The organism is Agromyces binzhouensis (assembly GCF_042672355.1).
Classification (GTDB): Bacteria; Actinomycetota; Actinomycetes; order Actinomycetales; family Microbacteriaceae; genus Agromyces; species Agromyces binzhouensis.
The window spans coordinates 29,563-49,476 of sequence record NZ_JBHXVJ010000007.1 but is presented as its reverse complement, the minus strand read 5'-3'; the positions used below and the strand labels follow the sequence as shown (position 1 = coordinate 49,476).

Here is a 19,914-nt window from a genome sequence, read left to right as displayed (position 1 = left end):
ATGCCGTGGCGCGTCCCCGACCCGCATGTGAGACCATCGTGCGCGTGAGCACACCCGGGGCACTGTGGCGGTCGTCGCACCCCGGGCCGACATCGATCGTCACCGCCCTCGCGTCGGCGCTCGGGTGGTCGGCCGGCCTCGACCCGGCTCGCATCGTCCTGCTCGCGCTCGCGGTCCTCGCCGGCCAGCTGTCGGTCGGAATCTCCAACGACGCGATCGATGCGCCGCGCGACCGCATCGCGTCGCGACCGGACAAGCCGATCGCGCGCGGCGAGGTGACCCTCGCCGTCGCCTGGGGCGCCGCCCTCGTCTCGCTCGCGACGGCCCTGACGCTGTCGGCGCTGCTCGGTGCGGGGATGCTCGCCGCGCACGCGCTCGCCCTCGGTTCGGCCTGGGCGTACAACGCGTGGCTCAAGTCGACGCCGGCGTCGATCGTGCCGTTCCTCGTGAGCTTCGGGATCTTCCCGAGCCTCGCGACCCTCTCGGCGCCGCAGCCCGCCGTCGCCCCGGGGTGGACGTGGATCGCCGGCGCCGCGCTCGGGGCGGCGGTCCACCTGACCAACGTGCTCCCCGACCTCGACCAGGATGCCGCGACGGGCGTCCGGGGACTTCCCCATCGCCTGGGGCCGAGGGTGTCGGCGGCCGTCGCCGCCTGCGCGGTGGTCGCGGGCGCGGTGGTCGTGCTGACCGGATCGGCTGGCGGAGAGGCGTCCGGGGTGTCCGCGATCTCGTGGGCGTTCTTCGCGGGCGTCGTCGTGGTCGCGGTCGCGACGCTCCTCGCCGCGCTCCTGCGCCCGCCGTCGCGCACGCTCTTCCGCCTCGTCATGCTGGCCGCCCTGCTCCTGGCCGCGCAGCTCGTCGCGGCCGGTCGCGTGCTCGCCGGGTGACTCAGAACATCGACGGCACGGGCCGGTCCGGGTAGAGCTCCCGCATCGCGCTGTCGTACCTCCGCTTCAGGAGCAGGAGGTAGAGCAGGCGGATCGGCGCGGGGACGTTCGCGTGGTACCACGCCTCGCGCTCCCCCTCGGGAACGCTCGCGAGGAGCAGGCCGAGCTGCAGCGACATCACGTCCCTCGGGAACTCCTTGCGGCGCGCCAAGAGCGTGGCGCGCGTGTGCGCCTCCAGCTCGTCCCACTCGCGCTGGGACATCACCGCGCCCGCGACCGGGAGGATGTCGTCCTCCTCCCGCCCCAGGTGCACCAGGAGCGTGTCCCGGAGGAACTCGATGTCCCCGGCGAACGCGTCGCGGCGCTCCGAGTCGGCGGTCTCGACCCAGGGGGCGAGCTGGGGCTCGATGCGCGCGAGCTGCGACGCGACCTCGGCATGCTGGGCTCGCATCAGCTCCACGTGCGCGGCACAGGCGGGCTCGCGGGCGGCCAGGCGGTCCCAGAGCACGGTGTCCTCCGTGCGGTGGTGGAGGTGGAGCGCGAAGAAGTCGAGCTTCGCGTAGATCCCGACGACCTCGGCGCGCGCGACGTCGCCGGCGCGGACGTCGCGGACCAGCAACGGGAGCTCGCGGTACAACCAGCGGAAGATGCGATGGACGAGGATCATGCCCGACGTGTCGCAGCCCGCGACCTGGCCGTCGGGCAGGGAACCGGACGACGGCAGCTTCTCGGCCATCTTCACCCCGATCTCGCCACGGGGGCTGCGGGTGGATGCCGCATCCGGCGGCGAACACCCGGATTCTACACCCGGGCGTGTTCCGATCCCGGGGCCGGTCGACGCACGACGACCGGACGATTGCGGGCGTCGCCAGCCGCGAAATACACTCACGTCCGTGGGGAGCGAGGCTTCCGCGGGTGAGGTCCCCGTCGACCGACGTCGGCGCGGGCACGAGCCGAGGCTGCGTCGCTGGGAGCGTCACGTCGTCGTGCACGCGACGGTGCACCACCCCGTCGAGGTCGTCTTCCCCTATCTGGCCGACCCGATGAGATGGCACGAGTTCGCCCCGGCCGTCGCATTCCGACGGCAGATCGACGAGGGCCCCATCCGTCTCGGCACGCGCTGGATGTCGACCGACCGGATCGGCCCGTTCAGGGCCCACTTCATCGACACGCTCGAGCACCTCGACGAGAACCGGCGGGTGGTCTGGCTGTCGTCCGCGCCGTGGAACGCGCGCGTCGAGTACGCGTGCCGAGGGACCGGAGGGGTGACGCGGATCAGGGCGGACTACTTCGGCGAGCTGAGCGGCGACCTGCGCTGGCAGGCCGGCTGGCTCCCGCGGTGGGCGACCCACCTGATCCTCGCCGGGGACTTCCGCCGGCTGGATCGCGTGCTCACGCGCAGGGTCCGCGCGGCACGTCGTTGGGAGCAGCAGCACGGGGCCCCGACGAGCTGATCGGGTCGGGATCCTGGGCGGGCGGCGCTCGCCGGTGACGGCCTCCGCCTCGTCGGCGGATCATGCGTCGCGGTCGAATCCCATCGCGTAGGCGTGGGCGAAGACACGTCCGAGCGGGGGCGCGAGCCCCAGGCGCAGGCCGGCACGTCGCGCGGCGTCGCCCGGCGGCGACTGCGGGCGACCGAGCGCGGTGTTCGTGCCCGCCAGCCGCGCGGCGACGCGCGCCGAGGCGACGCGTCGCCGCTCCCAGCGCGCGAGGGCGGACCGCGGCTCGTCTCGCGAGGCGATCCACCCCGCGAGCAGGGGCGCGAGGGTGATCGCATCGAGGAGGCCGAGGTTCATCCCCTGCCCGCCGATGGGGCTCACCTCGTGCGCCGCATCCCCGACGACGACGACCCGGCCGCGCCGCATCGACGGCGCCACGAACCGGCGCACGCCGAACGCGGTCGCCTCGGTGATCGCGTGGGCCGCGTCGGCCTCGCCTCGCACGGCGAGCGCGTGGCGAAGGCGCGCCGCACGAGCCGGGGCGGATGCCTCGGCACCCGGCGAGTCCCAGGCGACGAATCGGCGCCGACCCTCGGGCAGGGGGAAGGACTCGAGCACGCCGGTGCGGTTCAGGTGCACGACCGCGACCTCGGCGTCGGCCCGCTCGCCCACGTCGGCGTCGGCCATGAGGTAGCGGTCGTGGTAGTCGTGAACGACCGCCCGCTCGGGCCGGAACACGAGCCGTCGACCCGATGCCCCCGCGGCCACGACCACGATGCGGGTCCGCCGCTCGACGATGTCGCCCGCGATCGCGGCGCGCACGACGACGTGGTCCGGCCGTGGCAGGACGGCGAGCACCGTCGCACCGCGGACCGGTGGGGGTCCGCCCGCGGCCAGCGCCGCCTCGGTGCGGTGCTGGGGCTGCGTCGCCACGAACGGGAACCGCACGGCCAGGCGGTCGAACGGCACGACGCCGATCACCTCCCCCGCGGCGCGGGCCTCGCCCCGCGAGACGCGCACCGCGCCCTCGAGCAGTCGCTCCGTGATCCCGGACGCCTCGAGCGCGGCGAGCACGGGCGGATGCACGCCGACCGCCCTGCTGCCCTGCCCGGCGACCTCGCGCCGCTCGAGGACCTCGACGTCGAGCCCCCGCCGGGAGAGCTCGGCGGCCAGCAGGACGCCCACCGGACCCGCGCCCACGATGATCACGTCACGCACGACCGCCCCCGGTGCCGGCGAGCGAGCCGGCGCCGGGGGCGTCGGGCGGCTGCACGTGCGCCACGGCGGGTTCGGACGCCGGGCGTGCTCCTCGCGGACATGGTTCACGATATCCACGTCGGGCACCGCCGGCCCACGCCCTGCCCGCAGCCCGCCGATATGCTCGCCGCATGGGTTCCCGCCTGCACGACCTGGCCGTCGAGCACCTCGGCTCGCGGATCGTGTCGGGTGACCTCGAACCGGGCGCGGTCCTGCGCACCGAGGTGCTCGAAGCCGAACTGCGGGTGTCCCGGTCGGTGGTGCGCGAGGCCGTCCGAGTGGCGCAGTCGCTCGGACTCGTCGAGTCGGTGCGCCGCATCGGGATCCGGGTGCGCCCGATGGCGTCGTGGAACCTCTTCGATCCCTCGGTGATCCGGTGGCGGCTCGAGTCCGAGCGCAAGGGCGCGCAGCTGCGGTCGCTCACCGAGCTGCGCACGGCGGTGGAGCCGGTCGCGGCCGAGCTCGCGGCTCGGTTCGCGCCGCCCGAGCAGGGGGCCGAGCTCATGGGCATCGCGGCGGCGATGCGTGCGGCGGGGCGTGCGGGCGAGGCCGGTGCCTTCCTCGAGCACGACATCGAGTTCCACCGAACGGTGCTCCGCGCCTCGGGCAACGAGATGTTCGCCGCGCTCGGCGACGCGGTCGGCGAGGTGCTGCACGGGCGAACGTCGAGCGGCCTGATGCCGGCGCATCCGAGCGAGGACGCGATGCAGTGGCACGTCGACGTCGCCGACGCGATCCTCGCGGGCCGGGCGGATGCCGCGCGCGAGGCCATGCTCCGGGTGCTCGGCCGCACGGCCGACGATGTGGAGCGCACCTGGCGCGACATCCCGAGGTCCCTGCCGACCCCATGAGGCGGGTCGACGACGCGCGATCGCATGACGGGGCGCGTCACGTCGCGCCATCCGTTTTAAATCATACTTATTCGGTGTCATACTGATTGGCGTCTGATTCTTCGGTGGCACCGCCCTGCTAGCGTGGTGCCGGAACCCCCACCCACGCAGGAGCCATGAGCATGCCCGAGAGCACCACCACCGCCCGCGCGAACATCGGAGTCGTCGGCCTCGCCGTCATGGGCTCGAACCTCGCCCGCAACCTCGCGAGCCGCGAGGGCAACACCGTCGCCGTGTTCAACCGCTCCCCCGAGCGCACCCACACGCTCACGGGCGAGCACCCCGAGGCCGGCTTCGTCGCCTCCGAGAGCTACGACGACTTCGTGGCATCCCTCGCCCGGCCCCGCACCGCGATCATCATGGTGCAGGCGGGACGGGGCACCGACGCCGTCATCTCCGAGCTCGTCTCGCGCTTCGAGCCCGGCGACATCATCGTCGACGGCGGCAACGCGAACTTCCACGACACGATCCGCCGTGAGGCCGAGATCAAGCCGACCGGCATCCACTTCGTCGGCGCCGGCATCTCCGGCGGCGAGGAGGGCGCGCTGCACGGCCCGTCGATCATGCCCGGCGGCTCGGCGGAGTCCTACGAGACGCTCGGTCCGATCCTCGCCTCGATCGCCGCGATCGCCGAGGGCGAGCCCTGCGTCACCCACATCGGCACCGACGGCGCCGGCCACTTCGTCAAGATGGTGCACAACGGCATCGAGTACGCCGACATGCAGCTCATCGCCGAGGCCTACGACCTCATCCGCCGCGGCACGGGCAAGAGCCCCGCCGAGATCGCCGACGTGTTCGCCGAATGGAACACCGGCGAACTCGAGAGCTACCTCATCGAGATCACCGCCGAGGTCCTCCGGCAGACGGATGCCGCGACCGGGCAGCCGCTCGTCGACGTCATCCTCGACGAGGCCGGCGCCAAGGGCACCGGCGCATGGACCGTCCAGAACGCGCTCGACCTCGGTGTGCCGGTCTCCGGCATCGCCGAGGCCGTGTTCGCCCGGTCGCTGAGCTCGAAGCGCGCGCAGCGCGAGGCCGCAGCCGACCTCCCCGGCCCCGACGAGGCCTGGTCGGTCGCCCCGGAGGACGCCGACGCGTTCATCGAGGACGTCCGCAAGGCGCTCTACGCGTCGAAGATCATCGCCTACTCGCAGGGCTTCGACGAGATCATCGCCGGCGCCGAGCAGTACGGCTGGAACGTGCACAAGGGCGACGTCGCGAAGATCTGGCGCGCGGGCTGCATCATCCGCGCCCGCTTCCTCAACCGCATCGCCGACGCCTACGCCGAGGACCCGAGCCTCGTCGCACTCGCCGTCGCACCGTACTTCCGCGACGCGATCGCGAACGGCCAGTCCTCGTGGCGCCGCGTCGTCGCGACCGCCGCGCAGGCCGGCATCCCGACCCCGGCGTTCTCCTCGTCGCTCGCCTACTACGACGGCCTGCGCGCCGACCGCCTCCCGGCTGCGCTCGTGCAGGGCCAGCGCGACTTCTTCGGCGCGCACACATACAAGCGCATCGACGCGCCGGGCGTGTTCCACACGCTCTGGTCGGGCGACCGCAGCGAGATCGAGACCACGCCCTCCTCGCACTAACCGATACTGGACGAAGGGATCCCACGCGAGGCAAGGAGGCGCGCAGTGCGCGAACCATCGTGGCGCCGCGACGGCGAGCACCCGGACTACCGGTTCACGCTCGCCAACGAACGCACCTTCCTCGCGTGGATCCGCACCGCGCTCGCGCTGCTCGCGGGAGCGGTGCTCCTCGACCAGTTCGCCACCGCCCTCGAACCGCGCGTCGCGGTGCTGGTGCTCGCGGTCGTGCTCGCGATCGCGGCGGCGGTGCTCAGCGTCGGCGCCTACACGCGCTGGCGCGCCAACGAGATCGCGATGCGGCGGAACGGACCGCTCCCGTTCAGCTGGGTGCTGCCGCTGATCTCCGCCATCGGCCTGCTCGCGGCCGCGGTGCTCGCGGCCCTGTTCGTGGTGACGTCATGACGGACGCCGTCGCCCGCGATCCGGGCCTGCAGCCCGAGCGGACCGCGCTCGCCTGGACGCGCACCGCGTTCGCCGTCGCCCTCAACGCACTTCTCGTCCTCCGCGAGGGGATCGTCAGCGACACGGCCTGGCTCGTCGCGGCTTCCGTGGTCCTCCTGGCCGGCGCGGTCGCGATCCTCGCCGTCGGCTGGCATCGCCGACGGACGCTCGCCGCCGCGGCGGCGCCGCTGCCATTGCCCCTGCCCATGGCCTGGACCGTGCTCGGCGCCACGCTGCTCGCGTGCGTCGCGGCGACGTGGTCGATGTTCGCGAGCTCGGCATGGTGAACCTCGGACCCGCAGGCGGGTGGGAGGAATCCGGCGGCCTCGACGACGGCCCCGTCATCGGTGCACGCCGCAGGCGCGCCATCCGCATCGCCGTGGTCCTCGCGCTCGGCGCGATGGTGCTGCCGGTCGTGCTGTCGGCGTTCGGCGTCGCCCGCTCGGCCGCCGCGAACGCGTGCGCCGTCTACGTCGCCGACCTCAGCCGGCTCGACGACTCGCGCGTCGAATTCGACCTCTTCGCGCGCGGCGGGCCCGGATGGCTGTGCATCGCGGTCGCCCCCTCCGGGTCGAGCACGGTGCTCGGCAACCTCGGGCCGATGCCCGCGTTCCCGAAGCCCGCGGCACCCGGCCGCGACGCCTAGTCGGCCGCCGCCTGACCCGACTCGACCGATCCGGCCAGCAGCTGCTCGCGCACCTGGCGCCGGATCACCTTGCCGATGAGCGAGCGCGGCAGGTCGTCGACCGCGACGACCCGCCGGGGGACCTTGTACGGTGTCAACCGGTCGCGCACCGCGGTGCGGATTCCCTCGGCGTCGAGGTCGGCACCCGGCCGCAGCACGACTGCGGCGACGACCTGCTCGCCCGACCGCTCGTCGGGCAGGCCCACGACGGCGCAGTCCGCGACGTCGGCGTGCTGGCGGATCGCCTCCTCCACCTCGCTCGGCGCGACGTTGAAGCCGCCCGTGATGATGAGCTCCTTGATGCGATCCACGATGCGGATGAAGCCGTCCTCGTCGATCGTGACGATGTCGCCGGTGCGGAACCAGGGAGCGCCGCCCGCGGGGTCGTCGACGAAGACCGCGGCCGTCTCCTCGGGCTTGTGCCAGTAGCCGCCGAAGACCTGCGGTCCGCGCACCACCAGCTCGCCGCGCTCACCGGCCGGCACGTCGTTCGACGGCTCGTCGGGGTCGACCACGCGGCACTCGGTGTCGGGCAGCGGCAGGCCCACCGTGCCCGCCTTGCGGGTCGGAGCGACCGGGTTCGCCATGAGGACGGGCGAGCACTCCGACAGCCCGTACCCCTCGACGAGGTAGCCGCCGGTCTTCGCCTCCCACGGCTCGACGACGGATGCCGACAGCGGCATGGCTCCCGAGATCGCGATGCTGATGCCCTCGAGCGAGACGCCCTGCTCGGCCGCGGCCGCGGTGAGGCGTTCGTAGATCGGCGGAACGGCCGGGAGGAACGTGGGCGGGTGCTTCTTCACGACCTTCAGCACGAGGTCGGGGTCGAACCGCGGGAACAGCACGAGCCGCGACCCCATGCTCATCGCGAACGTGAGGCACAGCGTGAGGCCGTAGGCGTGGAACATCGGCAGCACCGCGTACACGACCGACGTGCCGCGCTCGATGTCGGGCACCCACGCGCGCGCCTGCGCGGCGTTCGCGAGCAGGTTGGCGTGCGTGAGCGTCGCGCCCTTCGGGCTGCCGGTCGTGCCGCTCGTGTACTGGATCAGGGCGACGTCGCCCACGCGCGGCGCGTGGATGTGCGGGGCGATGCGGTCGGATGCCACCAGCTCGCGCCACGGCACGGCGCCCTGCACGCTCGCGGTGAGCGCCGCCCGCGCCTCGCGGGCCCTCGCGATCGGCAGCCGCAGCGCGGCGCGCGTCGCGAACGGCATCGCGCGGGTGAGGTCGACCGACACGATGTGGCGCATCGCGAGGTCGTCGGGGAAGTCCTGGATCGTCGCGACGACGTTGTCCCACGCGATCACGACGCGAGCGCCGTGGTCCTCGAACTGGTGCCGCAGTTCGCGCGGCGTGTACAGCGGGTTGTGCTCGACGACGATCGCGCCGAGGCGGAGCACCGCGTAGAACGCCACGATGTGCTGCGGGCAGTTCGGCAGCACGATCGCGACCGGATCGCCCGGCTGCACGCCGAGCCGCCTGAGGCCCTCCGCGGCGCGGTCGATCTGCTCGCCGAGCTCGGCATACGACGTGACGCGGCCGAAGAACTCCAGCGCAGGGCGATCCGGGTACTGCTCGACCGTGCGGTGGATCAGGTCGATGAGCGACCCCTCCGGCGCGGGCAGCGAGTGCGGGACACCCGGGGCGTAGCTCGCGAGCCAGGGCTTCGCCGTGGCATCCGCCATCAGGCCGCCCCGTCGAACATGCTCGTCACCGACCCGTCCTCGAAGACCTCGTGGATGGCGCGCGCCAGCAGCGGTGCGATGGGCAGCACCGTGAGGCGGTCCCAGCGCTTCTCCTCGGGCAGGGGCAGCGTGTCGGTGACCACGACGCGGTCGATGAAGTCGGACTGCAGGATCTCGGTCGCCGGGTTGGAGAACACCGCGTGCGTCGCCGCGACGACGACGCCGGTCGCACCGTTCGCCTTCAACGCCTCTGCGGCCTTCACGATCGTGCGACCGGTGTCGATGAGGTCGTCGACCAGCAGGCACACGCGGCCGTCGACCTCGCCGACGATCTCGTGCACCGACACCTGGTTCGGCACGAGCGGGTCGCGGCGCTTGTGGATGATCGCGAGCGGCACGCCGAGCTTGTCGGACCAGATGTCGGCCACGCGGACACGCCCCATGTCGGGCGAGACGACCGTCAGGGTCTCGGGGTCGAGCGAGTTCTTGAACTCCTCGAGGAGCACCGGCATCGCGAAGAGGTGGTCGACCGGGCCGTCGAAGAAGCCCTGGATCTGGGCCGCGTGCAGGTCCACCGACATGATCCGATCGGCGCCGGCAGCCTTGTAGAGGTCGGCGACCAGGCGCGCCGAGATCGGCTCGCGGCCGCGGCCCTTCTTGTCCTGCCGGGCGTAGGGGTAGAACGGCGAGACGACGGTGATGCGCTTGGCGGACGCGCGCTTCAGCGCGTCGACCATGATGAGCTGCTCCATGAGCCACTCGTTGATCGGCGCCGCGTGCGACTGGATCACGAACGCGTCGGAGCCGCGCACGCTCTCGTCGTAGCGGGCGTAGAGCTCGCCGTTGGCGAACGTACGGGCGTCGGTCGGGACCAGCTCGCTGCCGAGCTCGGCGGCGATCTGCTTCGCGAGCGCCGGATGCGCGCGCCCCGACACGAGGACGAGCCGTTTCGATCCGGTGGTCTCGATTCCCGACATGGTCACTGTCCTTCCCACCGGCCAGGCCGGGTCCTATTCAGGGTCGCGCTCATCGTTCTCGTCGGTCTCGCCCGCGCCGTGCGCGGCCTCGGCCGCCTGTGCGGCCGCGCTCCCGGCACGGTGCTGCTGGACCCATCCGTCGATGTTGCGTTGCGGGGCCACGTTCACGCCGAGCGCACCGGCCGGCACGTCCTTGCGGACGACCGTGCCTGCCCCCGTGTACGCCCCGTCCCCAATCGTAACGGGCGCGACGAACACGCCGTGCGACCCGGTGCGAACGTGCGATCCGATGGTCGTGCGGTGCTTCTCCACGCCGTCGTAGTTCGCGGTGATCGACCCGGCGCCGACGTTCGAGCCCTCGCCGATCTCGGTGTCGCCGATGTAGGAGAGGTGCGGCACCTTGCTGCCCTCGCCGATGTGCGCGTTCTTCGTCTCGACGAACGTTCCGATCTTGCCGTCGGCGTCGAGCACGGTGCCCGGGCGGAGGTACGCGAAGGGGCCGACCGAGGCGCCGGCGCCGATCACGGCCAGCGTGGCATCCGCTCGCTTCACCTCGGCGCCCTCGCCGACCTCGCAGTCGACGAGGGTCGTGTCGGGTCCGACGACCGCTCCGGTCGCGATCGCCGTCGCGCCCTTGAGCTGCGTGCCCGGGCGGATGGTGACGTCGGGCTCGATGCGCACGGCGAGGTCGATCCAGGTCGTCGCCGGGTCCTCGATCGTCACGCCGTTGAGCTGCCAGCCGCGCACGATGAGCGCGTTCAGCCGCGCCGCGGTCTCGGAGAGCTGGGCACGATCGTTGACGCCCGCGACGAGCCATGCCTCGGAGACCGGTCGCGCCTTCACCTCGGAGCCCGCTTCCCGAAGCAGCGCGATGATGTCGGTGAGGTACTTCTCGCCCTGCGCGTTCTCGGTCGTGAGATTGGCGAGCTGGTCGCGGAGCGCCGAAGCGCCGAACGCGTAGACGCCCGCGTTGATCTCGTCGATGGCGAGCTCGTCGGCGGAGGCGTCCTTCTGCTCGACGATGCGGTCGAACGCGCCCTCGGGGCCCCGGACGATGCGCCCGTACCCGGACGGGTCGTCGTACCGGGCGGAGAGGACCGACGCCGCGAGCCCGTCGGCGCGATGGCGTTCGAGCATCTCGGCCAGGGTGGAGGCGTTGAGCAGCGGCACGTCGCCGTTCAGCACGAGCACGTCGCCGTCGAAGTCGTCGGGCAGCGCGGCGATCGCCTGCTCGACGGCGCGGCCCGTTCCGGCGACCTCGTCCTGGTCGACGATGACCGCCTCGGGCAGTTCGGCCAGGATCGCGCCCGCGACGAGGTCGCGCTCGTGCCTGACGACCGCCACGACGTGCTTCGCGTCGAGCGCGCGCGCCGTGGCGAGCACGTGCGCGATGATCGGCGCGCCCGCGAGCGGGTGCAGGATCTTCGGGGTGGCCGACTTCATCCGCGTGCCCTGGCCGGCGGCGAGCACGATGATCGCGAGGTTCTCATCCATGCTCCGCCACCAGGATTCGAACCTGGTCCTCACAGCTCCAAAGGCTGTCGTGCTGCCGTTACACCATGGCGGACCGCGCACGGGACCGCCCCCGGGCGGCCCTCGGGCGCGGTGTCAAGTCTGCCATGCGAGGCGCGTCCGGCGATGCGCGGCCGGCGGGGCGTCGACCGCCCGCCGGAGTCGAGGTCGCCGGCTCCTGGCGGTCCCCGGGCGTCGGTGGGGAGGACGCTCAGGTCGTCAGCGCCTCGGCGATCCGGCCCGACCACGCGCGGATCTCGTCCCAGTCCCGGAGGTCCTGGTAGTCCTCCGGGGTGTTCTGGAGCATCGCGCGTTCGACGAAGTTCCCGGGGTCCTGCGGCACGCGGCCGCCGAACACCACATGCTCGCGGACGCCGAGCGCCTCGGCCTGCTCGATGACCTTGCGCGGCTCGAGCCACTTGTCGTCGTCGGGCGGCGCATCGGGCTTCGGCTCCCCGATCGGGCCGGAGCTGAACACCCAGAACGGCATCTTCGCGAGCCGGTCGCGTTCATGCGAGAGGAAGTGCCGAGCCTCGCGACGCCAGCGGCCGGCGTACGTCGCACTGCCGAGCACGACGGCGTCGAAGCCGTCGGCGGTCGCGCCCCCGGCCTCCGCCGCCTCGGCGGCGTGGCCCCGTGCGCGGAGTTCGCCGGCGATCGCCCGGGCGATCTCGGCGGTGGACTGGTGCTTGGTCGCATAGGCGACGAGGACGCGTGCCATGTACTCCAGCCTGCGACCGCGGGCGGGCGCGGTCGGGACCTTGGGCCCGTGGGCGTCGACGAGCCGGCGAGCCGCCGGTGGGATACTGGCGGCATGACGACCGGCGACCAGGACGAGGTGGACCGGATCGTCGACGACTGGGAGCGCGAGCGACCCGACCTCGACTTCGCGCCGCTTCAGGTGTTCTCGCGGGTCGGCAGGCTCGCGAAGCTCCTCGATCGGGCGCGGAAGCAGGCGTTCGAGCGATCCGAGCTCGAGTCGTGGGAGTTCGACGTGCTCTCGGCCCTGCGCAGGGCCGGAGCGCCGTTCCGCCTGCCGCCGAAGGCGCTGCTCGCGCAGACGCTCGTCTCGAGCGGCACCATGACGAACCGCATCGACCGGCTCGTCGCCCGCGGCCTCGTGACGCGGCAGACCGACCCGCACGACGGCCGGGGCATCCTCGTCGAGATGACGCCCGCGGGAGTGACCCGGGTCGACGCCGCGATCACCCGCCTCGTCGATGCCGAGGCGGAACTGCTCGCCGGCCTGCCGCCGGCCGAGCAGCGCCGGCTCGCCGCGCTGCTTCGGAAGCTCTCGCTCGGCTTCGCCTGACCGGGCGGACGCCGCGGCGCACGCGCGCGCTCCGGCGCATGCGGCATGCGGCATGTGCACCGGAGCGCGACCCGTGGCCGGGCCTAGCGCCGCAGCACGCGTCGGGCGAGCCAGTTGCCGGCATACTGGACCACCTGCACGAACACGACGATGAGCAGCACCGCCGCCCACGTCACGACGGGCTCGAACTGCCGGAAGCCGTAGAGCTGCGCGAAGTAGCCCAGCCCGCCGCCGCCGATGAGGCCCGCCATGGCCGACATGTCGATCACCGCGATGACGATGAACGTGTAGCCGAGGATCAGCGGGCCGAGGGCCTCGGGCACCGCGACCGTGCGGAGGATCCGCCACGGGCCCGCTCCCATCGACCGCGCCGCCTCGATGACCCCCGGGCGCACCGTGAGCAGGTTCTGCTCCACGATCCGGCCGATCGCGAACGACGCGGCGAGCGACAGCGCGAAGATCGCGGCATCCGTCCCGATGCCGACGCCGATGACCGCGCGCGTGAGCGGCTGCACGGCGGCGATGAAGATGATGAACGGGATCGGCCGGAAGAAGTTGATGACGACGTTCAGCACGTTGTTCACCACTGCGTTCGGCAGCAGGCCGCCGCGCCTCGTGGCGTACAGCCCGAGCCCGAGCACGAATCCGCCGGCACCGCCGAACAGCATCGTGAGCGCGACCATGTAGAGGGTCTCGCCGGCCGCGGCCCAGAACTCGGGGCCCAGTTCGAGGAGGCGATCCATCAGCGCACCTCCGTCACGTCGGTGTGCCGTGCGACCGCGGCGAGCGCGCGGTCGATCGCGGCGTCCTCGCCGCGGACGGCCAGGGTCAGGTGGCCGAACGCGCGGCCGCGGATGTCGTTGATGCCGCCGTACACGAGCTCGAACTCGAGTCCGGCCTCGGCGAGGTCGAGGAACACGCGCGCCTGCGACGCGTCGCCGTCGCGGAAGGAGCACGTGACGATGCGCCCCTCGTGCCGCTCGCGGAGCACCGCGAGCTCGGCGGGCGAGGGCACGCCCTTGACCACCGTGCCGACGAACCGCTGCGACGACGGATGCCGCGGGCTCGAGAACACGTCGAAGACGTCGCCGTGCTCGATGACCCGGCCCCGGTCCATCACGGCGACCTTCGTCGCGATCGATTGGATCACGTCCATCTCGTGCGTGATCACGATGATCGTCACGCCCTGGTCCTCGTTCACGCGCTTGAGGAGCGCGAGCACCTCCTGGGTCGTCTCGGGGTCGATCGCGCTCGTCGCCTCGTCGGCGAGCAGGATGCGCGGGCGCGTCGCGAGGGCGCGGGCGATGCCGACGCGCTGCTTCTGTCCGCCGGACAGCTCGTCGGGGCGGGCGCCCGCCTTGTCGGTCAGGCCGACGAACGCGAGGAGCTCGTCGACGCGCGCGCGGATGTCGGCCTTCGCCCAGCCGGCCACCTTCAACGGGTAGGCGACGTTGCCCCGCACCGTCTTCGCGTCGAAGAGCTCGAACTGCTGGAAGACCATGCCGATGCCGAGGCGGATGCCGCGGAGCTCGCGTTCGCGAAGTCCCGTGATCTCGCGGCCGTCGATCCGGATCGAGCCGCTCGTCGCCGGCTCGAGGGCGTTGACGAGTCGCACGAGCGTCGACTTGCCGGCGCCCGAGTAGCCGATGATGCCGTAGACGTCGCCTGCCTCGATCTCGAGGGACACGTCGTCGACGGCCGTGACGGCCTCGGCCGTGCGGCCGACGGCGGGATAGGACTTGCTGACGTGCTCGAGGGTCACGAGCGCCATGCGGTACCTCCTCCACGCACGCGCGTCCGGGTGGCGACGCCCGGTCGGGGCGCGCCACCCGGGCGCGTGCCGGGTCGTGTCGTGGTCGGGTCAGCCCAGGGTGCGGGTGTCGTCCTCGACGGTGGCGAGCGAGGCCTCGAGCTCGTCGACCGGGGTCGTGAGCGGCACCGCCGTGCCGCCGGAGGCCTCGAGCAGGCCCGCCTGGACCTCGGGGTCGGTCTGGAAGATCTCGACGAGCTTCAGGTACGTCTCGTCTTCGGCGTCGTCGGCGCGCGCGGCGAAGATGTTCACGTACGGCAGCGCGTTGGGGTCGCTTGGGTCGTCCTGCGCGATCGCGTCCGCGAAGGTGAGGCCGGCGTCCTGCACGAAGTCGTTGTTGATGATCGCCGCTGCGACGTCGGGCAGGCTCGTGGGGGTCAGCGACGCCTCGAGCGGCGTGACCCGCACCTTGGAGGCGACCTCGTCGATGTCGTCGACGGTCGAGAAGATCGAGCCGCCGCCGTCGAGCTCGATGAGGCCGGCCGACTGGAGCACGAGGAGCGCACGGGCCAGGTTCGAGGGGTCGTCAGGCACGGCCACGCTCTCGCCGGCGGGGATGTCCTCGACCGAGTCGTACTCCAGCGAGTACAGGCCGAGCGGATAGATCGCGGTCGCGCCGATCGGCACGAGGTCGGCGTCGGCCGACACGTTGTAGTCGGCGAGGTACACGATGTGCTGGAACTGGTTGAGGTCGAGTTCGCCCTCGGTGAGCGCCGGGTTCGGCTGCGTGTAGTCGGCGAAGTCGACGAGCTCGATGTCGATGCCGGCGGCTGCCGCGGCCTCCTCGAATGCGGGCCACTGCGGGTCGGACTTGCCGACGACGCCGATGCGGACGACGTCGTCGCCCTCCGCGGCACCGGCCGACGAGCAGGCCGCGAGGCCGATGACGAGCGGGGCTGCGGCGAGCGCGGCGATGAGCTTGGTGGTGGTGCTGGGCATGGCGGGGTTCCTCTTCCGATCAGCGCGCGCGTTCGGATGCTGGTGGCGGTGGTGCCTGGACATGACGAACCCCACCGCTGGTGGCGGTGGGGCGTCGTTGCCGCGTTCGCGGGCGCACCTCAACGGTAGGCGAAGGATCTGCGCCTGATTGACCACCAGGTCATCGATGGTCACAGATCCTGCGACGTCATCCTTCGAGCTGCTCGGATACTTCGAGCCAGCGCGTCTCCAGGTCTGCCACGGAATCCTCGAGGGACCGCAGCTCGTCGCCGAGGGCGCCGAGCCCGACGTAGTCGGACTGGTCGTGACGGGCGAGCTTCTCGTGGTGCTCGGCGATCTGCGCCTGCAGCTTCTCGAGCCGCCGGTCGATCGACGACAGCTCCTTCTCGGCCGACCGGCGGTCGGCACCCGTGAGGGCCGGGGCGGATGCCGCGGCACTCGCGCCGCCGCCCGCTGCCGCGCCGGGCCCGCCCGCTGGCGCGGTCGGGCGCGTCGCCGCCGACGACGTCGCGGCCGCGGCATCCGTCGCCTGCTGCCGGCGCAGCTCGAGGTACTGGTCGACACCGCGCGGCAGGTCGCGCAGGTGCCCGTCGAGGATCGCGACCTGCCGGTCGGTGACGCGCTCGACGAGGTACCGGTCGTGGCTGACGACGAGCAGCGTGCCGGGCCAGGCGTCGAGGAGGTCCTCGATCGCGGCGAGCATGTCGGTGTCGAGGTCGTTCGTCGGCTCGTCGAGGATCAGCACGTTCGGCTCCTGCAGCAGGATCAACAGGAGCTGCAGGCGGCGCTTCTGCCCGCCCGAGAGGTCCTTGACCGGGGTCGCGAGCTGCTGGCTCGTGAACCCGAGCCGCTCCAGGAGCTGGCCGGGCGTGAGCTCGACGGCCTTCGAGCCCGAGCCGACGACGTACGCCGTCTTCTGCGCCGCGACCACCGCGCTCACGCGCTCCTCGGTCCACTCGGCGAGCTCGGCGAGCTCCTGGCTCAGGACCGCGATCTTCACGGTCTTGCCGCGCTTCACGCGCCCCGTCGTCGGCTCGACGTCGCCCGTCACCAGCTTCAGCAGCGTCGACTTGCCCGCCCCGTTCACGCCGAGGATGCCGGTGCGCTCCCCCGGCGCGATGCGCCACTCGAGCTCGTGCAGCACGGTCCGCGTCGCGGGCGCGCCGGGCGCGGCATCCCGCACGGGGTACTCGACCGACACGTCGAGGAGGTCGACCACGTCCTTGCCGAGCCGCGACACCGCGAGGCGGTTGAGCTCGACCGGGTTGCGCACGGGCGGCTCGTTCTCGATGAGCTCGTTCGCCGCGTCGATCCGGAACTTCGGCTTCGACGTGCGGGCCGGCGCGCCGCGGCGCAGCCACGCGAGCTCCTTGCGCATCAGGTTCTGCCGCTTGGCCTCGGATGCCGCCGCCATCCGGTCGCGCTCGACGCGCTGCAGCACGTAGGCCGCGTACCCGCCCTCGAACGGCTCGACGATGCCGTCATGCACCTCCCACGTGGCCGTGCACACCGCGTCGAGGAACCACCGGTCGTGCGTGACGACGACGAGCGCGCCGTCGCTCGCGGCCCAGCGGCCCTTCACGTGGCGCGCGAGCCACGCGATGCCCTCGACGTCGAGGTGGTTCGTCGGCTCGTCGAGGAAGAGCACGTCCCAGTCGCCGATGAGCAGCGCCGCGAGCCCGACGCGGCGACGCTGGCCGCCCGACAGGTCGCCCACGCGACCCTGCCACGGCACGTCGCCGAGCAGCCCCGCGATCACATCGCGCACCTTCGCGTCGCCCGCCCACACGTGCTCGTCGATGCCGCCGACGACGGCCTCGGCGACCGTGGCGTCCGGGTCGACGGCGTCGGCCTGGTCGAGCATGCCGATGCGGACGCCGCGTCGGACGGTCACCCGGCCGCCGTCGGGCTCGAGCCGCCCCGCGAGCAGCTTCAGCAGCGTCGACTTGCCGTCGCCGTTGCGCCCCACGATGCCGATGCGGTCGCCCTCGTCGATGCCGAGGGTGACCTCGTCGAAGACGGTGCGCGTGGGGAACTCGAGGTGCAGGCGCTCGGCGCCGAGGAGGTGTGCCATGTCGCGCTCAACCCTACTTCGCCGCGCGCAGCGCCGGCCCGCGCTCGGCTCGGCCACGGGCCGACGAGGCGTCACCCTCATGTCGAGGAGATGCCATCCGCACCGGTCACCGCGCCGCGCGGTGCAGATGCCATCCTCTCGTTCAGCCGCGGTCCGTGCCGCGCGCGACGAGTCGCCGACGCACGCGGTCGGCGAATGCCGCCGAGTCGCGCAGCTCGCCGTCCGCGCTGACGTCGTCCGCGGTCGCCTGGACGATCACCCAGCCCGCATCGGCGAGCCGCTCGATCCGGCGGATGTCGCGTCGCCACTGCGCAGTCGACCGGTGCAGGTCGCTCTGGTACTCGATCCCGACCCGACGATCGGGATACGCGAGGTCGATCATCGCGACGAGTTCGCCACGTCCGTCCAGGACCCGGTGATTGGGGACCGGCTCGGGTAGGCCCGCCCTCACGAGGTCGAGCCGCAGCAGCGTCTCCCTGCGCGACAGGGCACCCCATCGTGCGGCGGCCAGGGCTCGACGGAGCGCGTCGATCCCACGACGCCCGGGATGTGCGGCGAGGGCGGACTCGAGCTGGTCCCGTCCGCAGAGCGGTACTCGTCCGTCGAACGGCTGCGATCCGGTGATCAGGTACTCGGCGGCAGCGACGAGGTCGTCGACACGGAGCGATGCGCCGAGCTGCACCCAGGCGCTCGCCGGATCGACCACGCGCAACCCGCCATGCACGATGACCCGCACGGACTCGAACGAGATCACGTGCCCTTCGACGCCGGCGGCGCTCGGTCGCGCCGAGCCACGCGGCACCGCGACGTGCAGGAGCGGGCGCGCCGACGCGCTGTCGGCGACCGGTCCCGGGCGGGCGCGCTCGGCGCGCCTCGGTACGGGGATGCCCCACAGCGCGGCGGCCGTGACGTGACTGAACACCTGCCGGCGAGGCATCCGCTTGGCGTACGCCTCGGCGAGTTCACGGATCGAGGGCTCCGCCCCGACGTGCCGGCGCACGCCATGGAACGTCCGCTCGAGGTCGGGTGCGGCGAGCCGGCGCCACCCCACGCCGTGGCGGTTCGCCTCCGCGCGGGTGAAGGACGGCACGGCGCTGAGGTGCCACGGAAGCCCAGCGGATCTGCTCACGGACCCCAGCGTCCGGGGTCGCGCGACGGCACGGTGCCGGCTGTCCACAATCCGCGGCCTGGATTCATCGAGAGGATGTCACCTGCACCGCCCGCACGGCCGAGCGGTGCAGATGGCATCCTTTCGCTGGCGGCGCAGCACAGGGCAACTGGTTCGCGCCCGCGTCGGGAGGCGCGAGCGTGCCCGCGCGGCGCGGCCGCGGGATGGAGCGGCGCGGCCGGGGGCCGGAGCGGCGCCGCCGGGGGCCGGAGCGGCGCCGCCGCGGGTCGGGGCGGGGCGGGCGGGCGTCAGATCAGAAGGGCAGGACGCGCGCGCCGTGCACCGGACCGTGCACGTGCAACGCCGTGAGGCCCGCCGCCGAGAGCGCCACCTGGAGCTCGAGCGCACCGTCGGCGTCGTCGACGAGGAACGCGACCGTCGGGCCCGAGCCCGACACGAGACCGGCCAGGGCGCCGTTCTGCTCGCCGAGGTCGATCACCTGCGCCAGACGCCCCGCGAGCCCGATGGCGGCCGACTGGAGGTCGTTGTGGAGCGCTGCCGCGAGCTGCCGCGGGTCGCCCGCGCGGAGCGCCTGCAGCACGGCCGCGTCGACGGTCGGCGAGTCGAGCGCGGTGCGCGCGCCGTGGTGCCCGTCCCGCCACTCGGGGTCGAGGCCCGCGTCGCGTCGCCGGTCGAGCTCGCCGTACACGGCCGGCGTCGAGAGCCCGAAGTCGGCCGTCACGAGCACCCAGTGGAACGAGCCGGTGGCCAGCGCCGGGCTCAGCCGGTCGCCGCGCCCCGTGCCGATCGCCGTGCCGCCGGTCAGCGCGAACGGCACGTCGGCGCCGAGCGACGCCGCGAGCGCGTGCAGCTCCTCCTTCGGCAGCGCGGTGCCCCAGAGCGCGTCGCACGCGACGAGCGTGCCCGCGGCATCCGCCGACCCGCCGCCCATGCCGCCCGCGATCGGAACGTGCTTGTCGATCTCGAGGCGCACCCCTCCGGGCACGCCGGCATGGCGGGCGAGCAGCTTCGCGGCACGGAGCGCGAGGTTCGAGGCATCCGTCGGCAGGCCGGAGGTGTCGACCGAGCCGCCGAACGCGACCGAGAACTCGTCGTCGGGCCACGCGCGGATGTCCTCGTAGAGCGACACGGCCTGGTACGCGGTCGCGACGTCGTGGTAGCCGTCGTCGTCGAGGGCTCCGACCCGCATGAAGAGGTTGATCTTCCCGGGGGCTCGGACGTGCACTGCCGCGTCGGTCGCCGGGAACACCATGGCACCACGCTAGCCGACGCGGGCGGGCCG

Annotated in this window: 20 protein-coding genes and 1 tRNA gene; 8 read left to right on the top strand and 13 right to left on the bottom strand. The window is 72.8% G+C overall.

Annotated elements, in window-relative coordinates; translation table 11 throughout:
• Positions 1–44: 44 nt before the first annotated feature.
• Complete coding sequence (locus ACFVHK_RS13060; RefSeq protein ID WP_376929174.1) at positions 45–887, top strand: UbiA family prenyltransferase; 843 nt, start codon at positions 45–47, stop codon at positions 885–887.
• 1 nt (position 888) lies between these two features.
• On the opposite strand, the gene ACFVHK_RS13055 is transcribed toward ACFVHK_RS13060, so the two are convergent.
• Positions 889–1,623, bottom strand: coding sequence for a hemerythrin domain-containing protein (locus ACFVHK_RS13055; protein ID WP_376929173.1), 735 nt, complete (start codon positions 1,621–1,623; stop codon positions 889–891).
• Positions 1,624–1,780: 157 nt separating this feature from the next.
• On the opposite strand from ACFVHK_RS13055, the gene ACFVHK_RS13050 reads away from it, so the two are divergent.
• Entirely contained in the window at positions 1,781–2,341 is a 561-nt protein-coding gene (locus tag ACFVHK_RS13050; protein WP_376929172.1) for an SRPBCC family protein, read from the top strand.
• A 60-nt stretch (positions 2,342–2,401) separates the two neighbouring features.
• Here the strand turns inward: ACFVHK_RS13050 and ACFVHK_RS13045 are convergent, their stop codons facing one another.
• Positions 2,402–3,544, bottom strand: coding sequence for an FAD-dependent oxidoreductase (locus tag ACFVHK_RS13045; protein WP_376929171.1), 1,143 nt, complete (start codon positions 3,542–3,544; stop codon positions 2,402–2,404).
• A 170-nt stretch (positions 3,545–3,714) separates the two neighbouring features.
• Here ACFVHK_RS13045 and ACFVHK_RS13040 point away from each other — a divergent pair, with 170 nt between their 5' ends.
• From ACFVHK_RS13040 to ACFVHK_RS13020, 5 genes are all read left to right on the top strand, one after another.
• On the top strand, positions 3,715–4,434 hold the full coding sequence (locus ACFVHK_RS13040; protein ID WP_376929170.1) for a FadR/GntR family transcriptional regulator: 720 nt from the start codon (positions 3,715–3,717) through the stop codon (positions 4,432–4,434).
• A 161-nt stretch (positions 4,435–4,595) separates the two neighbouring features.
• A complete protein-coding gene (gndA, locus tag ACFVHK_RS13035; protein WP_376929169.1) occupies positions 4,596–6,065 on the top strand; it encodes an NADP-dependent phosphogluconate dehydrogenase in 1,470 nt (489 codons plus the stop codon).
• Positions 6,066–6,110: 45 nt separating this feature from the next.
• Positions 6,111–6,467, top strand: coding sequence for a YidH family protein (locus tag ACFVHK_RS13030; RefSeq protein WP_129234881.1), 357 nt, complete (start codon positions 6,111–6,113; stop codon positions 6,465–6,467).
• Entirely contained in the window at positions 6,464–6,793 is a 330-nt protein-coding gene (locus ACFVHK_RS13025; RefSeq protein ID WP_376929168.1) for a DUF202 domain-containing protein, read from the top strand. The genes ACFVHK_RS13030 and ACFVHK_RS13025 overlap by 4 nt, the downstream gene beginning before the upstream one ends.
• Complete coding sequence (locus ACFVHK_RS13020; RefSeq protein WP_129234883.1) at positions 6,748–7,152, top strand: hypothetical protein; 405 nt, start codon at positions 6,748–6,750, stop codon at positions 7,150–7,152. Before ACFVHK_RS13025 ends, ACFVHK_RS13020 begins: the two co-directional genes overlap by 46 nt.
• Here the strand turns inward: ACFVHK_RS13020 and ACFVHK_RS13015 are convergent.
• The 5 genes from ACFVHK_RS13015 to ACFVHK_RS12995 form a co-directional block, all read right to left on the bottom strand.
• Positions 7,149–8,879, bottom strand: coding sequence for a long-chain-fatty-acid--CoA ligase (locus ACFVHK_RS13015; RefSeq protein WP_376929167.1), 1,731 nt, complete (start codon positions 8,877–8,879; stop codon positions 7,149–7,151). The two genes, ACFVHK_RS13020 and ACFVHK_RS13015, sit on opposite strands and share 4 nt — an antisense overlap.
• The gene (locus ACFVHK_RS13010) at positions 8,879–9,856 is read right to left on the bottom strand and encodes a ribose-phosphate diphosphokinase (protein ID WP_129234425.1); all 978 of its coding nucleotides are present in this window, start codon (positions 9,854–9,856) and stop codon (positions 8,879–8,881) included. Before ACFVHK_RS13010 ends, ACFVHK_RS13015 begins: the two co-directional genes overlap by 1 nt.
• A gap of 33 nt (positions 9,857–9,889) precedes the next feature.
• Positions 9,890–11,350 (bottom strand): bifunctional UDP-N-acetylglucosamine diphosphorylase/glucosamine-1-phosphate N-acetyltransferase GlmU, encoded by a 1,461-nt coding sequence (gene glmU, locus ACFVHK_RS13005; protein ID WP_376929166.1) that lies wholly within the window; start codon positions 11,348–11,350, stop codon positions 9,890–9,892.
• Position 11,351: 1 nt separating this feature from the next.
• Positions 11,352–11,423 (bottom strand) — tRNA-Gln (locus ACFVHK_RS13000).
• 156 nt (positions 11,424–11,579) lie between these two features.
• Positions 11,580–12,089: a flavodoxin domain-containing protein gene (locus tag ACFVHK_RS12995; RefSeq protein ID WP_376929165.1), complete on the bottom strand. Its 510-nt coding sequence runs from the start codon at positions 12,087–12,089 to the stop codon at positions 11,580–11,582.
• A 93-nt stretch (positions 12,090–12,182) separates the two neighbouring features.
• Here ACFVHK_RS12995 and ACFVHK_RS12990 point away from each other — a divergent pair, with 93 nt between their 5' ends.
• Positions 12,183–12,680: a MarR family winged helix-turn-helix transcriptional regulator gene (locus ACFVHK_RS12990; RefSeq protein WP_129234422.1), complete on the top strand. Its 498-nt coding sequence runs from the start codon at positions 12,183–12,185 to the stop codon at positions 12,678–12,680.
• Between the two features lie 83 nt (positions 12,681–12,763).
• Here the strand turns inward: ACFVHK_RS12990 and ACFVHK_RS12985 are convergent, their stop codons facing one another.
• From ACFVHK_RS12985 to ACFVHK_RS12960, 6 genes are all read right to left on the bottom strand, one after another.
• Positions 12,764–13,423 carry a methionine ABC transporter permease gene (locus ACFVHK_RS12985; protein WP_376929164.1) on the bottom strand — a complete coding sequence of 220 codons (660 nt, stop codon included), beginning with the start codon at positions 13,421–13,423 and terminating at the stop codon, positions 12,764–12,766.
• Complete coding sequence (locus ACFVHK_RS12980) at positions 13,423–14,451, bottom strand: methionine ABC transporter ATP-binding protein (RefSeq protein ID WP_376929163.1); 1,029 nt, start codon at positions 14,449–14,451, stop codon at positions 13,423–13,425. The genes ACFVHK_RS12985 and ACFVHK_RS12980 overlap by 1 nt, the downstream gene beginning before the upstream one ends.
• Positions 14,452–14,541: 90 nt before the next feature.
• On the bottom strand, positions 14,542–15,429 hold the full coding sequence (locus tag ACFVHK_RS12975; RefSeq protein ID WP_376929162.1) for a MetQ/NlpA family ABC transporter substrate-binding protein: 888 nt from the start codon (positions 15,427–15,429) through the stop codon (positions 14,542–14,544).
• Positions 15,430–15,616: 187 nt separating this feature from the next.
• Positions 15,617–17,503, bottom strand: coding sequence for an ABC-F family ATP-binding cassette domain-containing protein (locus ACFVHK_RS12970; protein ID WP_376929161.1), 1,887 nt, complete (start codon positions 17,501–17,503; stop codon positions 15,617–15,619).
• A gap of 142 nt (positions 17,504–17,645) precedes the next feature.
• Positions 17,646–18,632 (bottom strand): hypothetical protein, encoded by a 987-nt coding sequence (locus ACFVHK_RS12965; RefSeq protein WP_376929160.1) that lies wholly within the window; start codon positions 18,630–18,632, stop codon positions 17,646–17,648.
• Positions 18,633–18,924: 292 nt separating this feature from the next.
• Positions 18,925–19,884 carry a 4-(cytidine 5'-diphospho)-2-C-methyl-D-erythritol kinase gene (locus tag ACFVHK_RS12960; protein WP_376929159.1) on the bottom strand — a complete coding sequence of 320 codons (960 nt, stop codon included), beginning with the start codon at positions 19,882–19,884 and terminating at the stop codon, positions 18,925–18,927.
• Positions 19,885–19,914: the final 30 nt, after the last annotated feature.

Excerpts from the sequence above, each read along its gene's own strand:
- ACFVHK_RS13015 (WP_376929167.1), bottom strand. The coding sequence starts at position 8,879 with ATGGCGGATGCCACGGCGAAGCCCTGGCTCGCGAGCTACGCCCCGGGT.
- ACFVHK_RS13040 (WP_376929170.1), top strand. The coding sequence starts at position 3,715 with ATGGGTTCCCGCCTGCACGACCTGGCCGTCGAGCACCTCGGCTCGCGG.
- ACFVHK_RS12995 (WP_376929165.1), bottom strand. The coding sequence starts at position 12,089 with ATGGCACGCGTCCTCGTCGCCTATGCGACCAAGCACCAGTCCACCGCC.
- ACFVHK_RS12990 (WP_129234422.1), top strand. The coding sequence starts at position 12,183 with ATGACGACCGGCGACCAGGACGAGGTGGACCGGATCGTCGACGACTGG.
- gndA (WP_376929169.1), top strand. The coding sequence starts at position 4,596 with ATGCCCGAGAGCACCACCACCGCCCGCGCGAACATCGGAGTCGTCGGC.
- glmU (WP_376929166.1), bottom strand. The coding sequence starts at position 11,350 with ATGGATGAGAACCTCGCGATCATCGTGCTCGCCGCCGGCCAGGGCACG.
- ACFVHK_RS13025 (WP_376929168.1), top strand. The coding sequence starts at position 6,464 with ATGACGGACGCCGTCGCCCGCGATCCGGGCCTGCAGCCCGAGCGGACC.
- ACFVHK_RS12970 (WP_376929161.1), bottom strand. The coding sequence starts at position 17,503 with ATGGCACACCTCCTCGGCGCCGAGCGCCTGCACCTCGAGTTCCCCACG.
- ACFVHK_RS12975 (WP_376929162.1), bottom strand. The coding sequence starts at position 15,429 with ATGCCCAGCACCACCACCAAGCTCATCGCCGCGCTCGCCGCAGCCCCG.
- ACFVHK_RS12960 (WP_376929159.1), bottom strand. The coding sequence starts at position 19,884 with ATGGTGTTCCCGGCGACCGACGCGGCAGTGCACGTCCGAGCCCCCGGG.
- ACFVHK_RS13010 (WP_129234425.1), bottom strand. The coding sequence starts at position 9,856 with ATGTCGGGAATCGAGACCACCGGATCGAAACGGCTCGTCCTCGTGTCG.
- ACFVHK_RS12985 (WP_376929164.1), bottom strand. The coding sequence starts at position 13,423 with ATGGATCGCCTCCTCGAACTGGGCCCCGAGTTCTGGGCCGCGGCCGGC.
- ACFVHK_RS12980 (WP_376929163.1), bottom strand. The coding sequence starts at position 14,451 with ATGGCGCTCGTGACCCTCGAGCACGTCAGCAAGTCCTATCCCGCCGTC.
- ACFVHK_RS13055 (WP_376929173.1), bottom strand. The coding sequence starts at position 1,623 with ATGGCCGAGAAGCTGCCGTCGTCCGGTTCCCTGCCCGACGGCCAGGTC.